Origin of the sequence: Nonomuraea sp. NPDC052116, from assembly GCF_040680035.1 — a bacterium.
Lineage (GTDB): Bacteria > Actinomycetota > Actinomycetes > Streptosporangiales > Streptosporangiaceae > Nonomuraea > Nonomuraea angiospora_A.
Genome location: NZ_JBFAWA010000001.1, coordinates 260,131 through 275,422, shown reverse-complemented (window position 1 = coordinate 275,422; position 15,292 = coordinate 260,131). Strand labels below are relative to the sequence as shown.

Annotated in this window: 9 protein-coding genes; 5 read left to right on the top strand and 4 right to left on the bottom strand. The window is 72.9% G+C overall.

What is annotated here, in order from left to right:
* Window positions 1-39: 39 nt before the first annotated feature.
* The 3 genes from AB0L65_RS01195 to AB0L65_RS01185 all read left to right on the top strand — a co-directional run bounded on the left by AB0L65_RS01195 (window position 40) and on the right by AB0L65_RS01185 (window position 5,613).
* The gene (locus AB0L65_RS01195; protein WP_364239263.1) at window positions 40-1,161 is read left to right on the top strand and encodes an exonuclease SbcCD subunit D; all 1,122 of its coding nucleotides are present in this window, start codon (window positions 40-42) and stop codon (window positions 1,159-1,161) included.
* On the top strand, window positions 1,162-4,665 hold the full coding sequence (locus tag AB0L65_RS01190; protein ID WP_364239261.1) for an AAA family ATPase: 3,504 nt from the start codon (window positions 1,162-1,164) through the stop codon (window positions 4,663-4,665). It begins immediately after the preceding gene.
* 63 nt (window positions 4,666-4,728) lie between these two features.
* Complete coding sequence (locus AB0L65_RS01185) at window positions 4,729-5,613, top strand: NAD(P)-dependent oxidoreductase (protein ID WP_364239259.1); 885 nt, start codon at window positions 4,729-4,731, stop codon at window positions 5,611-5,613.
* A gap of 4 nt (window positions 5,614-5,617) precedes the next feature.
* Here the strand turns inward: AB0L65_RS01185 and AB0L65_RS01180 are convergent, their stop codons facing one another.
* Complete coding sequence (locus AB0L65_RS01180; RefSeq protein ID WP_364239257.1) at window positions 5,618-6,253, bottom strand: HAD family hydrolase; 636 nt, start codon at window positions 6,251-6,253, stop codon at window positions 5,618-5,620.
* An 87-nt stretch (window positions 6,254-6,340) separates the two neighbouring features.
* Here AB0L65_RS01180 and AB0L65_RS01175 point away from each other — a divergent pair, with 87 nt between their 5' ends.
* Window positions 6,341-7,630 carry an MFS transporter gene (locus AB0L65_RS01175; RefSeq protein ID WP_364239255.1) on the top strand — a complete coding sequence of 430 codons (1,290 nt, stop codon included), beginning with the start codon at window positions 6,341-6,343 and terminating at the stop codon, window positions 7,628-7,630.
* Between the two features lie 57 nt (window positions 7,631-7,687).
* Here AB0L65_RS01175 and AB0L65_RS01170 read toward each other — a convergent pair whose 3' ends face one another.
* Both AB0L65_RS01170 and AB0L65_RS01165 read right to left on the bottom strand, forming a co-directional pair.
* Entirely contained in the window at window positions 7,688-8,974 is a 1,287-nt protein-coding gene (locus AB0L65_RS01170) for a sialidase family protein (protein ID WP_364239253.1), read from the bottom strand.
* Window positions 8,975-9,117: 143 nt separating this feature from the next.
* A complete protein-coding gene (locus AB0L65_RS01165; RefSeq protein WP_364239251.1) occupies window positions 9,118-10,338 on the bottom strand; it encodes a hypothetical protein in 1,221 nt (406 codons plus the stop codon).
* A gap of 85 nt (window positions 10,339-10,423) precedes the next feature.
* On the opposite strand from AB0L65_RS01165, the gene AB0L65_RS01160 reads away from it, so the two are divergent.
* Window positions 10,424-11,887, top strand: a complete 1,464-nt coding sequence (locus tag AB0L65_RS01160; RefSeq protein WP_364239249.1) for a citrate synthase — start codon at window positions 10,424-10,426, stop codon at window positions 11,885-11,887.
* Window positions 11,888-11,958: 71 nt separating this feature from the next.
* Here AB0L65_RS01160 and AB0L65_RS01155 read toward each other — a convergent pair whose 3' ends face one another.
* Window positions 11,959-15,291, bottom strand: coding sequence for a chromosome partitioning protein ParA (locus AB0L65_RS01155; protein ID WP_364239247.1), 3,333 nt, complete (start codon window positions 15,289-15,291; stop codon window positions 11,959-11,961).
* Between the last annotated feature and the right edge of the window lies 1 nt (window position 15,292).

Here is a 15,292-nt window from a genome sequence, read left to right as displayed (position 1 = left end):
GGCCGCATTTGTCGGTGAGAGCTGTTAGCTTCCTGCGACATGCGGATCCTGCACACCTCAGACTGGCATCTGGGGCGCTCGTTCCATCGCGAGAGCCTGCTCTCGGCGCAGGAGGCGTTCGTCGACCACCTGGTGGAGACGGTCCGGGCGGAGCGGGTCGACGTCGTGGCGGTCGCGGGCGACGTCTACGACCGCGCGCTGCCGCCGGTCGACGCGGTCGCGCTGCTGGACTCGGCGCTCGGGCGGCTGCGCGCGGCGGGGGCGCGGGTGGTGCTGATCAGCGGCAACCACGACTCGGCGCTGCGGCTGCGCTTCGGCTCGGGCCTCTTCGAGGCCGCCGGGGTGCACGTGCGCACCTCGCCCGACCTTTCCTGGGAGCCGGTGCTGATCGACGACGTGGCCTTCTACGGCATCCCCTACCTGGAGCCCGAGCTGGTCCGCCACGCCTGGGAGCTGCCCGACCGCAGCCACACGGCGGCCCTCACGTACGCGATGGACCGCGTCAGGGCCGACGCCGCCCGCCGCCGCGCCTCGGTGGTGCTGTCGCACTGCTTCGTCGTCGGGGGCCAGGCCAGCGACAGCGAGCGCGACATCAGCGTGGGCGGGGTGGCCCACGTGCCGCTGTCGGCCTTCGACGGGGCGTCCTATGTCGCGCTGGGCCACCTGCACGGGCGGCAGCGCATGTCGGAGACGGTGCGTTACTCGGGGTCGCCGCTGGCGTACTCGTTCTCGGAGGTCGGCCACGTCAAGGGCTCGTGGCTGGTCACGCTCGGCCCGGGGACGGACGCGGCGGCCGACTTCGTGCCGGCGCCGGTGCCGCGGCCCGTGGGGCGGCTGCGGGGCGACCTGGAGGAGCTGCTGACCTCTGCCCGGCACACGCCGTACGAGGACCACTGGCTGCACGTCACCCTCACCGACGCCGTCCGCCCCAAATCGGCCATGGACCGGCTGCGCGCCCGTTTCCCCCACACCCTCGCCCTCTCCTTCGACCCGGTCGGCGCCGCGCCCGCCGCCCAGCCCGTTCAGGTGAGCGGGCGGCCGGAGGCGGAGGTGGCCCTCGATTTCGTCAGGGAAGTACGCGGCGAGCCTGCCGCACGTGACGAGGAAGACCTGCTAAGACAGGCCATCGAGGCGTCGAGGGTGAAGGAGACGATGGCGTAGATGCGGCCGCACCGGCTCTCGCTGACGGCGTTCGGGTCGTTCCCGGGCACCGAGACGGTCGACTTCGACGCGCTGGCCGAGGCGGGCCTGTTCCTGATCCAGGGGCCCACGGGGGCGGGCAAGACCACCATCCTCGACGCGCTCTGCTTCGGCCTCTACGGTCAGGTGCCCGACCCGCAGCGCAACGACGCCCGCAGCCTCCGCTGCGACCACGCCCCGCCGTCGGCCGGGCCCTCGGTCACGCTGGAGGTGTCCATCCGCGGGCGGTTACTCCGCATCCAGCGTTCGCCGTCCTGGCAGCGGCCCAAGCTGCGCGGGACGGGGTTCACCGAGGAGAAGCCCAAGGTCGTCGTCTCGGAGTGGCGCGGGTCGGAGTGGCAGGGCCTGACCACCCGGCTGGACGAGGCGGGCGACCTGATCGGCGGGCTGCTGGGCATGAACGCCGCCCAGTTCTGCCAGGTGGCGATGTTGCCTCAGGGCAATTTCGCCAAGTTCCTGCGGGCCGAGGGGGAGGAGCGCCGCAGGCTGCTGGAGCGGCTCTTCTCGGTCAAGGTCTTCACCCAGGCGGAGTCGTGGCTGGCCGAGCACCGCAAGCTGGCCTTCCGGGAGGCGCAGGAGCTCCGGCAGGAGGTCGACTTCGCCGTCCAGCGGGTCGAGGAGGCGGCGGGCGACGACCTGGACGGGGCCTCCGAGCCCGAGGACGATCCCCTGCGGTGGGCGGGGGCGCTGCTCGACGCCGCGCGCGCCGTCGTGGGCCGGGCGGGCGAGGAGCACGAGGCGGCCGGGCAGGCCGCGCGTTCGGCGCGGCTGCGGTTCGAGCAGGCCGCCGCGCTGGCCGACCGGCAGCGTCGGCACGCCGAGGCGCTCACCATGCGCCGCACCCTTGACGAGCGGGCGGACGAACGGGCCGACCTGCAGGCCATCCTCGACGACGCGGCCAGGGCCGATCGCGTGCTGCCTCTGATCACGGCGGTCAGGCAGCGTTCGGAGGCCGCCGCCAAGGCACGCGCCCTGGCCGCCGACGCGCTCGCCCGAGCCCGCCCCCTCCTCGCCCGGCAGGCGGCCGACGCCACCGGCCACTCACCGGGCGGCTCAGCTGTCGTCGGGCCCGTGCCGGGCGGGTGGCCGACGGGTGAGCCGTCGGCGGTCGAGCTGGCCGCGCTGGAGCGGGAGCGGCAGGCCGAGATCGCGCGGCTGTCGGAGCTGCTCACCGAGGAGGCCCGGCTGTCGGTGGTCCGGCGTGACCTGCTGCGCGTGGAGGAGGAGCTGGCCGAGCTGGTCGGCGCCGACGAGGCCGTCAGCGCGCGGCTGGCCGCCCTGCCCGCCCTCATCGAGCGGGCCGAGGGCAGGCTGGCCGAGGCGCGCATGGACGCCGCCAGGATCCCGGCCGCGCAGGCCGTACGCGACGCCGCCGCCCACCTGATCGAGATCGACGACGAGCTGGCCAGGCTGGCGGCCGAGCTCGACGCGCTGGCCCAGCGCGAGGCCGAGGTGTCCGCCGCCGAGGCCGAGCTGCCCGTGCGGATCGCCGACGCCGCCGCGGCCCTCGCCGACGTGCAGACGCAGGCGGCGGCCATCCCCGCGGCGTCTGCGGGCCTCGACGCCGCCCGGGCCGCGCTGGAGGCCACCCACCGCCGCGACACCCTCGCCGCTGAGCTGGAGGCGGCCGCTGCCGCCCACCAGGCGCTCGTGGACCACGCCCAGGCGCTCCGCGAACGCTGGCTCGACCTGCGCCAGGCGCGCATCGACGGCATGGCGGCGGAGCTGGCCCGTGACCTGTCCGACGGCCGGCCCTGCGCGGTCTGCGGCTCCGACCACCACCCCGATCCCGCCTCCCCGGTCCCCAGCGCGCCGTCGGCCGATGACGAGCACGAGGCCGAGAGCGCCCACGAAGCCGCCCTGGCCGAGCGCGAGGCCGCCGAACGCGCCCTGGCCTCCCTGGAGTCCCGGCATGCCGACGCGGTCGAGGCCACCGGGGGTCTGGACGTCGGGACGGCCGAGGCGCAGGTGCTGGGGGCGGAGGAGGAGCTGGCCCGCCTCGAGGCGGTGGCCGACCGCGAGCCCGCCCTGGCCGCGGCGCTCGAACGCGTCGAGATCGAGCGCGAACGGGTCAGGGACCAGGCCAGGGAGATCGCCGAGACCCTCGCCGGCCACCGCGCCCACCACACCCACCTGGAGTCCGAACGCACCCGCCTCCTCCAGACGACCCTGCCCACCGAAGACCCGGAGTCCGCACGTCTGGACGGGCCGGCTGTGCTGGCGCGGGCCGAGCGGGAGTTGCGCAGGCTGCGGGCGTCGGCGGACGGGGAGCCGGTGCTGGCCCGGGAGGCGGCGGCGCTCGGCCGGGAGCGCCTGGAGCTGGAGGAGGAGAGGCGCCGGGTCGAGGCGCGGCTGGCCTCGTACCGCACCCGCCACGAGGAGCTGAGCGGCGACGCCGGGCGGCTCGGCGCCCGGCTGGACGCGGCGCGGGGCGACGACCCCACCCTGACCGCGCGCCTGTCGAGACTGCACGACGAGGCCGGGCTGCTGCGGGAGGCCCTGGAGGCCACGCAGGCGGCGGTGGCGGCGATCGACGAGCTGGGCAGGGCCCGGCGGGCCGCGGAGGAGGCGGCGGCCGAGGCCGGTTTCGCCGACGTGCCGGAGGCGGAGGCGGCGTTCCGGAGTCCCCTGGAGCGGGAGCGGCGGGCCGAGGCGCTGCGGCGGCTGGACGACGAGCACGCCGCCGTCACGAGCGTCCTGGCCGACCCCGAGCTGGTCGCGGCCGCCGCCGCGCCCGCGCCCGACCTGGCCTCGATCGGCAGCGAGCGCGACCGGCTGGAGGAGGCGCACACGAGGCTGTCCAGCGCGCGCGACCGGGCCGTGGCCAGGGCGGAGCGGCTGGCCCAGCTGCACGGCGAGCTGTCCGATCGCATTGAGCGCTGGCGCCCGGCGGCCGAGCGGCACCGGCTGGCCGAGCGCATGGCGGCGCTGGCCAGCGGCACGTCCGGCGACAACCAGTGGAGCATGAGCCTGTCGTCGTACGTGCTGGGGGAGCGGCTGCGGCAGGTGGTGGACGCCGCCAACGAACGGCTCGACCACATGTCGGCAGGCCGCTACCTGCTGCGCCACGACCTGCGCAAGACGGCCGGGTCCCGGGGGCGTTCCGGGGGCGGGCTGGGGCTGCGGGTGGCCGACGGGTGGACCGGTGTCGACCGCGACCCGGCCACGCTGTCCGGCGGTGAAAGCTTCATCACGTCGCTGGCGCTGGCGCTGGGGCTGGCGGACGTCGTCACGGCCGAGGCCGGCGGCACCGAGCTGGGCACGCTCTTCGTGGACGAGGGCTTCGGCACGCTCGACGAGGACACCCTCGACGGCGTGCTGGACATCCTCGACGGGCTGCGCGACGGCGGGCGGGCCGTGGGCATCGTCAGCCACGTCGCCGAGCTGCGGTCGAGGATCACGGCGCAGCTCAAGGTCACCAAGACCCGTGCCGGGTCCACCGTGTCGCTGACAGGGGTGGGCTGAGCGGCGACGGCGGAGCGATCTCGCGTAGATTGCTCGCACGAACCCCATGAAGGAGTGGAACCCATGCGCGTCGTCGTCACCGGAGCCCATGGCAAGGTCGGCCGGGCGGCCGTCAAGGCGCTGGCCGAGGCCGGTCACGAGGTGACCGGCGTGGATCTCACGCGCCCGATCTGGGAGCGGCACGAGCCCGGCGAACCCGCCTACAAGCAGGCCGAGCTGACCGACGCCGGGCAGGCGTACGCCGTGGTCTACGGGGCCGACGCGGTCGTGCACGCCGCCGCCATCCCCGACCCCACCGCCAACGCGCCGCACGTGGTCTTCCAGAACAACCTGATGGCCACGTTCAACATGATCGAGGCGGCGATCCGCCTCGGCGTCCCCCGATTCGTGAACATCTCCAGCGAGACCGTCCCCGGCTACTTCTTCGCCGACCGGCCCTTCCTGCCCGACTACGCGCCGGTGGACGAGGACCACCCGGCCCGGCCGCAGGACCCGTACGCGCTGTCCAAGCACTTCGGCGAGCAGCTCATGGACGCCGCGGTGCGCCGCTCCGACATCAAGTGCATCTCGCTGCGGCCGAGCTGGGTGCAGCACGAGGGCAACTACGAGCGCAACATCGGACCGCAGGTCCGCGACGCCTCGTTGATCGGCGCGGGGCTGTGGAGCTACACCGACGTGTACGACCTCGCGGACGCGATCGTCCTGGCCGTCGAGTCCGACCTGCCCGGGCACGAGGTGTTCTACATTGCCGCGCCCGACAACGCGGGCGGCCACGACTTCGCCGTCAAGCTGCGGGAGCACTACGGCGACCGGATCGAGCTGCGGCCGATCTCCCGCCCGGACTCCTCGGGCATCTCGTGCGACAAGGCCCACCGCCTGCTGGGCTGGACCCCGAAGCGGTCGTGGCGCGACTACCTGGACGAGAACGGCCGTACCCGTCAGGGGTGACGACTCAGCGTTCGAGTGAGGTGATCAGCTCCGGCAGCGTGGCCGGGTCGTGGAACAGGGTGGCGCCCAGACCGGCGAGGCGGTCGCCGGGGATGAGGCCGCCGGCGAAGGCCAGGCAGCGCATGCCGGCGCGCATCGCCGCGGTCACCCCGAACGGGCTGTCCTCCACCACCACGCACCGCTCCGGCTCGGCCCCCAGCGTGGCCGCCGCGTGCAGGAACAGGTCCGGCTCCGGCTTGCCCCTGGCGACGTCCTCGGCGCTGAACACCCGCCCGTCGAACCGCCCGGCCAGCCCCACGAGCTCGAGGCTGTTGCGGATCACGCTGTGCCGGCCGTTCGAGGCCACGCAGCTCGGCACGGTGAGCCGGTCGAGCGCCTCCTCGATGCCTCGGACCGTGCGCAGCTCGGCCTTGACCGCCGCCGTGTACTCGGCTCTGAGCTGATCGCGCCAGCCCGGCGGCGTCTCGCCCACCTGTTCTTCCCAGTAGTCGTTCGTGCAGCCCACGAACCGCTCGATGTACTCCGTCTCGTCAATCGACCAGCCCAGGCGGCGCAGCGCCGCCGTGCCCACGCGTACGGAGATCGGCTCGCTGTCCACAAGCGTTCCGTCGCAGTCGAAGATGACAAGATCGACAGCCAAAACCCGTTCCCTTCAGAGGTGTCTTTCCGCTGGTGATAGCTTCTTCGTATCGCTTCACAAGACGCTATTCCGCATAGTGAGACAAATGTGACAACGTCCCCCCAAGTCGCCGCACCCAGCCGGTCAAGGATCGCGGCCGCCAGCCTCATCGGCACGGCGATCGAATTCTATGATTTCTACATTTATGGCACCGCGGCGGCCCTGATGCTCAACAGCGCGTTCTTCCCCGGCATGGACCCGGTGGCGGGCAACCTGGCGGCGTTCTCGACGTTCGCGGTGGCGTTCCTGTCGCGCCCGCTCGGCTCGGCCCTGTTCGGGCACTGGGGCGACCGGGTCGGCCGCAAGTCCATGCTCGTGGTGTCGCTGCTGGTGATGGGGCTCTCCACTGTCGCGATCGGGCTGCTGCCCGGCTACGCGGCCATCGGCGTGATCGCGCCCGTGCTGCTGGTGCTGCTGAGGTTCACGCAGGGCATCGGGCTCGGGGGCGAATGGGGTGGCGCGGCGCTGCTGGCCACCGAGCACGCGCCGCCCGGCAGGCGCGGGCTGTACGCGATGTTCCCGCAACTCGGCCCGTCGGCCGGGTTCATCGTCGCGAACGGGCTGTTCCTCGTGCTGGGGGAGACGCTCAGCGATGAGCAGTTCGGGGCGTGGGGGTGGCGGCTGCCGTTCGTGGCGAGCCTGCTGCTGGTGATCGTCGGCCTGTACGTACGGCTCAAGATCTCCGAGACCCCGGTCTTCCAGGCGGCCATGGACCAGCACCGGATCGCCAAGGTGCCGATCGTGGCCCTCCTGCGGCAGCAGTGGCGGCGCGTGCTCCTCGGCGCCGGCGCCATGACCGTCGCCTACACGCTCTTCTACACCGCCACCACCTACTGCCTGGCGTACGGCACCACCGCGCTCAAGATCCCGAAGACCACCATGCTCGGCCTGACCATGGTCGGGGTCGTGTTCATGGCCGCGGGCACGGTGGTCTCCGCGATGGTCTCCGACCGCCTGGGCCGCCGCCGCACCCTGCTCACCGGGACGGGCGCGGCCGTCGTGTGGGGGCTGGTGATGTTCCCGCTGATGGAGACCAGGTCCGTGTTCCTGGTGGGCGTGGCGCTGGCGGGGGCGCTCGGCCTGATGGGGCTGGTCTTCGGGCCGATGGGCGCTTACCTGCCGGAGCTCTTCAAGACCCAGTACCGCTACAGCGGCGCGTCGGTCGCCTACAGCCTGGGCGGCGTGCTCGGCGGCGCGGTGCCCCCGCTGGTCGCCACGAGCCTGCAGGCCGGCGGGGTGGGCGTGATGGGCGTCGGCGCGTACGTCTCGGCGATGGCCCTGCTGAGCCTGCTCTGCCTGCTCGCCCTCCCCGAGACGGGCGAGGACAGCCTCCAGTAGTGCTTTGTCAGGTCGGCGCGTCGTGGGCAGTGAACGCTGCGGCAGCCAAGGCGACGGCTATGCCGGCGGCGGTTCCGGGCGGCCGTTGGCGATCCAGGTGGGGTGGAAGCGGCGGAAGATGATGCTCATGTTCTTGTCGCTGCCCGAACTGTTCTGCTCGCCCCACTCGATGGCCGCGCCGACCTGACTGTCGGCGGTCTGCAGCATGCTGGAGTAGCCCCCTTCGACCCCGTTCACGTTCGGCCTGCCGTCCCGTCCCTTCGGCAGGGGCGCGGGAAAGTCGCCGAGCAGGCGGGTGTACGGCCAGCCGACGCCGTCGTCGTAGCTCATCCAGACGCGCATGGGGGTCCGGCTTCGGGAGCCGCTGCCCGGGTGGGGGCCGAGGAACAGGATCCGGTTCGGCGTCCCGGCGAAGCGCAGCGTCGAGGCCTGGCAGTCGGGATCGGGCAGGACACGGCCGTCCGGCTCGAGGTGATCGGCGTAGCCGGAGAAGCCGCCGTCGAGGGTGCCGGTGGCGACCAGTCGCTTGAGCAGCGGCGGATCGCCGGCGTTGGCGAACCTGGCACGATCGTTGCGATACAGGTCGCCGCTGAACCGCTGCAGGATCGTGGCCTCGTCGGTCTTGGTGACGTCGGTGTTCGTCAACTCCTGGTAGCGCCAGTCAGTATCCCCTGGCCGCTTGTAGATGTTGCGCCACTTGGCCGGGATGACCAGCGTTCCGTCGGTCATCTTGATGCCGGCGCCGGGGCCGATCGAGTCGTTGAACCATCTCCTGTTCAACGGATCGCTCGGGTCCTTGTGCGGTTTGAGCGTGTCGGTCTTGTCGGTGAGGGTCCAGCCGCCGGTGGGCAGGCCGTTGGCGTCGGTGGCTGACGAGGCCACCCACACCGCGCGGTCGTCCCAGCTGTCGAAGTCGCCGACGCTCGTCCAACTGGCCGCCATCCGGTTGAAGAACAGGTAGACGGTCTGCCCGTCGAAGACCGCGGTGGGGTTGCCGACGGCGTCCGGCCACCCGGTGGCCACCGCCTTGATCCCGGACCAGGTGCCGGGTTTGCCGGAGTCCCTGGAGGTCTTGTAGATGAGGTCGATGTTGCCGTAGTCGTCGTTGTCGCCGACCCGGCCTTCGGCGAAGGCGATGACCGTGTTCCCCTTGGTACGGATCACGGCCGGCGCGCGGAAGGAGTGGTAGTCGACCCGGTAGGCGCCGTTGACGTAGGCCTCGTTGCCTCCGTCGAAGAGCACTTCCGCGGAGGGCGTGGACGCCGCATCGGCCGGAGTCGCTACGAGGAGGCTCGCGGCGACCAGCGCGATGGCCGCGAGCGATTGGACACGTAAAGGTCTCACCGTGCGAAAAGTACAACTACCTGTTGATCGTGGGAAGTCCGGGACAGAAGAGGACAACAACTAGGTGTGCGGCGCGGCGGTACTCCCGCACGCTCGGGGTCGGGGTGTGAGCTCGCCGTTCGTCTTCCTGCGCGTGCGCCCGGCTAGGGGTTGTCGTAGCCGGGGAACAGCAGGGACAGCTCCCGCGGGTACGCGGCGATCAGGCGCAGCTCGTCGTCCGTGAGCGGGCGGCCGGTCATGGCGTTGCAGAGCTGCACCAGCCGGAACGCCAGGTCCTCCTCGCGGACCTCCACGCCCAGCCCCTCCATGACGTGCCGGAAGCCGGCCTTGCCGCCGTACTCGCCGGTCAGCACCACCCGGCCGTCCCGCGCGTGCCAGTCCTGCGGGAACGGGCCCAGCGTGGCCTCGTCGTACAGCTCGTAGTTGCCGTGGTCCTTGAGCGCGCCGTCGGCGTGGATGCCGCTCTCGTGCGCGAACGCGTTGCGCCCCACCCCGACCTGGTTGTACGGCAGCGGCTGCCCGAACGCGTAACCGGCCCACAGGCCGAACCGGCGGGCCCACGACAGGTCGAGGGCGTCGCCGATCTCCGCGTCGAGCCCGAAGCCGTGCTTGAAGGCCAGGATGGTCGAGAGCAGGTCGGCGTTGCCGGAGCGCTCGCCGATGCCGTTCACGCACGTGTTGATCCACGCGTCCTGCCCGGCGTCGAGGTCGCCGAGGGCGCCCGAGACGGAGTTGGCCACGGCCATGCCCAGGTCGTTGTGGCAGTGGGTCTCGACCGGCATCGCGGTGGCGGCGGCCAGCTTGGCGAGGCGCTCGCGGATCCTGTCGGGTGTGTCGCCGCCGATCGTGTCGCAGTAACGCACCCGGTCGGCGCCCGCCTCCTTGGCCGCCAGCGCGAACTCCAGCAGGAACCCGTCGTCCGTCCTCGAACCGTCCTCGGCGTTGACCCCCACCGTCTCGGCGCCCGCGGCCTTGGCCGTGCGCACGGCGGCCGTCATCTCCCTGATGATCGCGCCCCTGTCCAGCCGTCCCCGGAACTTGTTCTGGATCATGTAGTCGGACGTCGAGATGGACAGGTTGTAGTGCCGGAGCCCGAGCGGAGCCGCCTTCTCGACGTCCTGCGGCACGCCTCGGCACCAGCCCGACAGCCGCAACCCGCCGAACGCCCCCGCCTCGGCCAGCGCCACCTGCGCCTTGACGTACGGGACCTCGTGGAACAGGAAGGGGAACCCGATCTCGGACTGCGCCACGCCGAGCTTGGCCAGATAGAAGTTGACCATGGTCTTGCCGAACTTCGACAGGCCGGTGCGCGCGGTCTGCACGCCGTCCCGGTTGGTCACATCGAGGAAGTGAACTTTTGGCATGCCTTCACGTTGACATGCTCTTTCAACGTGTATCAATATTGATTTTCATCAACCATCTTGTTGGGGTTCGGAGGGACTCGCCGGCGTGGAGTGGATCGACGCGGCCACGGCGTCCGAGCGTCTCGGCGTCAAACCGGCCACCTTGTACGCGTACGTGAGCCGGGGGGTGCTGCAGCGGCGGCACAGCGACGACGGGCGGCGCAGCCTCTTCTCGGCGGAGGAGATCGAGCGCCTCGCCCGCCGCGGCCGTCCCCGGAGCCAGCCGCCGGAGCTCGTCATCGAGTCGGCCATCACGGCTCTGGGCGTGGACCGGCCCCACTACCGGGGCCTCGACGCGCTGGGGCTGGCGCTCACCAGCGACTTCGAAACGGTCGCCGCCTGGCTCTGGACCGCCGACCCCTCCCTCTGGCACTCCCCATTCCCTCCCACCCCCACCACGCCGCCGCACCCCCACCGGCCCACCACGCCGACGGACCCACGCCCGCCCACCACACCGGCGGACCCACGCCCGTCTGCCACCCCCGCCCGCCAAGGGGACCCACAACCCTCCGCCGCCCAAGGGGACCCGCGCCCGCCCGATCACCAAAGGGATCCGCGTCGCGTGGCGGAACCTGCCGCCTCCGGCTCTCATGCGGCCCCTCACCCCACCACAGGGCCGAGCGCCCAAGGGGTGCGGATCCGATGGCCGGAGCCGTGGCGGTGCGAGGACGATGCGCTGCGGGCGGCCGTGACCGCCCAGCGCGGCCTCCCCGACGACCTCCTGCCCCTCGACCGGCTGCAGGTGATCACCACGGTCCTGGGCGCCTCCGACTCCCTGCGCTACCAGCTCGACCCCGCCTCCGTAGCCGCGACCGGCCGCCGCATGATCGCGGGCCTGGTCGACGCGCTCCCGCAGCTCAGCGAGCCCCAAGGCGACTCGATCGCCGAGCGGCTCTGGTCCCGCCTGTGCCCCCACCCCGCCACCCCCGGCCTCCTGAACGCCGTCCAGGCCGCCCTGGTCCTGCTCGCCGACCACGAGCTCGCCGCCTCCACCCTGGCCGCCAGGGTCGCCGCCTCCGCCAAGGCCGACCCGTACGCCGTCGTGCTGACCGGGCTCGGCGTGCTGGGCGGCCCGCTGCACGGCGGCGCGTCGTACGGCGCCGAACGCCTGCTCGCCGAGGTCGCCGAGCCACACCAGGCCGCCCGGGCGATCGCCGAGCGGGTACGCCGTGGCGAGCGCATCCCCGGCTTCGGCCACAGCGTCTACAAGAACGGCGACGCGCGCGGCGCCCTCCTGCTCGACCTGGTCAAGCAGGCGGCGCCGGGGCACGACCGGATCGCCGCCGGGGTGGCCGTGCTGGAGGAGATGCGCAGGCGCCGCCTCCCGGAGCGCAACGTCGACTTCGCCCTCGCCACCCTCACCGCCGTCAGCGGCATGGTGAGCGGCGCGGGCGAGGCCATCTTCGCGGTGGCCAGGGCGGCGGGGTGGCTGGCGCACGCGATGGAGGAGTACGACCGAGGCACCCTCCTCCGCCTACGCGCCTCCTACACGGGCCCGCCCGTCAAATGACCGCCTCGGGCCCGCCCGTCAGGTGAGCGCCTTAGGGCCGTCCGTCAAGTAGCCACCCTCAGGGCCGGCCGTCAAGTGAGCGCCGCCGTCGTCCTGTCGACGTAGGCGGCCAGGGCGCGCACCCGGTCGGCGTGCTGGTCGTGCCCGACGATCACCGGCGGCTCGTTGTACGGCATCGCGTCCGACGACCGCCGCAGCTTGATGTACTGCCCGCAGGCGTCGATCGCGTACGGCTCCATGTCGTCCTGCAGTGCCCCGATCACCGTGATCCCGTACGTCTCCCCGATCCGCCTGAAGAGCGCGACCGCCTCCCTGCGGTGCTCCTTGCCCAGGTTGCGGCCCAGTTCGTCGAGCACCAGGCACAGGTGACCGCCCCCGGACGAGGCGATGGCCGCCGCGCACACCAGCTTGACGGCCTTCTCGTCCATGAGCGCGGTGTTGGCCCGCCGGTTGTACGGCACGAACCCCTGCCCCTCGCCGCGCCGCCACTTCGGCGTCACCCGCCACTGCCAGCGCTGCTCGGGATCGGCCGGCGCGGGCGGCACCGGGAACTCCAGCGTCGCCCCGTAACCCCCGTACGACGTGTCGAGCTTCTCGAACTCCTCGGCCACCCGCGTGAGCCGCGCCTTGATCGCCGCCGTCAGCGCCGCCCGGTGCACGGCCGTCGACTGCGCCGCCTCCTCGGCGCCCCTGGCCGCCGCCGACAGGTCGCGCTGCCGGGTGACGACCTGCGCCTCGATCTGGCGGCGCTGGTGCCGTTCGTACTCCTCCTGGCCCCGCAGGTATGAGGCCAGCGCCCCGCACACCGCCGCGAACGTCGCCTGCTCCCGCGCCGTGCTCCCGCCCCGCTCGCTCAGCAGGAACCGCAGCTCCTCGGGAATCTCGGCGTCCTCCTCCGGGAACGTGTCGCGCAAGGCCTGGTCGAAGTGGCGTTCGGCGACCCGCCACCACTCCTCGGCCGCACGTGGCCGCTCCTCCTCGGGCAGCGCGTTCAGCCATTCGCGGGCCGTCTCGACCGTGCCGCCCCAGTCGGCGGCCAGCGCGTCGAGCTTGAGCGCCTCGCGCTCGGCGCCGACCTTGGTCTCCTGGTCGCGGGCCTGCGTTCGCTCGGCCTCGTGCCGGTGCCGCCGCCCCTCCAGGCGTTCGATCTCCATGTCCCTGGTCCTGGCCCGGAAGTCCAGCGCACCGGCGTTCCGCTCGGCCTCGGCCACCTTCGGCGCCAGCTCCCCGATCGCCGCGTTCAGCTCGGTCAGCCTGGCCCGCCGCTCGCCCAGTTTCGCCTCCAGCTCGGCCAGGCGCACCCCGGCCCTGGCCCCTTCCAGCCGCCGCTGCGCCTCCGCGACGTCCTCTTCTCCGTCGCGTACGGCCTGCGCCGCCGTCTCCTGGACATCCTTGGCCCGGTTGAGCCGCAGCTCGGCGGCCTTGATCCGGGCCTCACGCCCGGTCGCCACCCCGTCGAACGCCCCGACGACGCTCACCCCGGCCGAGCTGACCAGCACGGACCCGGGCAACTCGGCCAGGGCGGCAGCGGCGGCGTCGAGCTGCGCGGCATCCACGATCACCGCATGCTCGTTCGGCCACCCCCGCAAATCCCCCAACGCGACCCCGGCCAACTGTCCACCGGTACCACTCACCGCGCCGTCGCCAGGTGCCTTCCCGTAGCGTGCCTTGAGGGCGGCGCCGAGCGCGTCGGCATCACCCGACCCAGCAGCAGCCCCGGTCGCCCCGGCGGCGGCCGAGGTCGTTCCGGTCGTCCCGCGTAGTGCCCGGCCTCCGCCGGCGGACTCTGCCGGGGGTGTGTGGGCGGCGTCGCGCGCCTGCTCGGCCACGTCCAGCGCGTCCAGCAGGCCGGTCGCGCCGATGCCCGCCGCCGCCAGCGCGTTGAGCTGGGCCGCCGCCGGACCGCCCTCGGCGTCGTCCAGCGCCGCCTGCGCCGAGGACACCTCCTGGTCGGCCACCCCGAGCGCCTTGAGCGCCTCGTTCAGCCGCAGCCGGACCTCCCGCAGCTCCCGCTCGGCCGTGGGCACGTCACGCCCGTCCGCGAACCTGCGCGTCTCCTCCAACGCCGGGATCAGACCGCGCAGCTCGTCGGCGGAGTTCTCGGCCACCGCGCGGTCGGCGTCCAGCTTGGCCGCCCGCGCCTGCTGCGCCGCCAGCTCCTTGCGGGCCTGCGAGACCTGCCTGTCGAGGGTGTCCTCCCGCAGCGTGCCGATCTCCGCCTTGACCATGGCGATCGCCTCGGCCGCCGCCTCTCCGGCCGCGTGGTGCCGTTCCAGGTCGGCGGCCAGCGCCTCGTCCTTGCCCGCCGCGTCGGCCAGCTTGCGCGCCTGCCTGCCGCGCCAGCACCGCAGCGCGTCCGCCAACCGGATCCTCGCCTGATCACGCCGGTCGAACGTGGTCACCAGCGCCTTCGACTCCGTCTCGAACTCCGCCAGCCGTTCGGCCGCCTGCGCGGCGCGCACCCGCTTGGCGTGCTCGTCGCGGCGGGCCTCCCGCTCCTGCTCCAGCTCGGCGTCGAGGCCGGTGAGGGCCGCGATGGCCTCGAAGACGCGTTCGGGCGAGATCTCGTTGAGCGGCTGGGAGAGCAGGTTCGTGGCCACCTTGCTGCGTACGGAGGTGGACAGGAACGACACACACCTGACCCGGTCGCCGTAGAGCACCTTGGTGAGGTCGCGCGCCACCACGTCGCGCCGCCCGGCCGACTTCGGCAGCGTCGCCCAGATCTCGTCGGCCCGTGCCACCCGCTCGGCCTCGGACGGGGAGGCCGCCAGATGCACCCCTTCCCGCCACCGGATCTCCAGGTGCGGCGCCTCCTGGTTGACCTTGAGCCACACGGTGAGTGCCCCGCCCGAGGTGTCGGGCACCTCGAACAGCTCACCGCTCAGCTCATCCCCGGCCACCTGACTCTCGAGTACGAACTCGCCGCCCCCGCCACCCGTGGCCGCTCCGTCGCCTGCCGCGCCGGTCGAGGTCGCGCCACCCTGGGTTGTGGTGCCGGCTCGGGCGCGGTCCGACGAGTCACCGTCCTCCGCACCAGCGCCCGCAGCCTCCGCCGCGTCGTACGGGGCGAAGCCGTCCATGCCGGGCGGGCCGAAGACGCCCACGATGTAGCCGTGGTCGGCGCTCGCCCACTGGCGGGATCCGGCGCCGCTGGCCAGCTCGGCGTTGAAGAGCAGCTCCGACACCGCCTTGGCGCCCGAGGCGAAGCGCCACTGCTCGTCCCCGAGCAACGCCGTGATCGAGGCGATGAACGACGACTTGCCCGCGCCGTTGGAGTCCTTAGGCCCGGCACCCGCCACGACGATGAGCGTGCCGGGGACGGTAGGCACCGGATGGGTCGAGAGCCGCGAAATGTTGACCGCCTGCACAGCGATCAGCACCCGGTCTCCGACGACGTTCTCCACC

Excerpts from the sequence above, each read along its gene's own strand:
- AB0L65_RS01185 (WP_364239259.1), top strand. The coding sequence starts at position 4,729 with ATGCGCGTCGTCGTCACCGGAGCCCATGGCAAGGTCGGCCGGGCGGCC.
- AB0L65_RS01165 (WP_364239251.1), bottom strand. The coding sequence starts at position 10,338 with ATGCCAAAAGTTCACTTCCTCGATGTGACCAACCGGGACGGCGTGCAG.
- AB0L65_RS01190 (WP_364239261.1), top strand. The coding sequence starts at position 1,162 with ATGCGGCCGCACCGGCTCTCGCTGACGGCGTTCGGGTCGTTCCCGGGC.
- AB0L65_RS01195 (WP_364239263.1), top strand. The coding sequence starts at position 40 with ATGCGGATCCTGCACACCTCAGACTGGCATCTGGGGCGCTCGTTCCAT.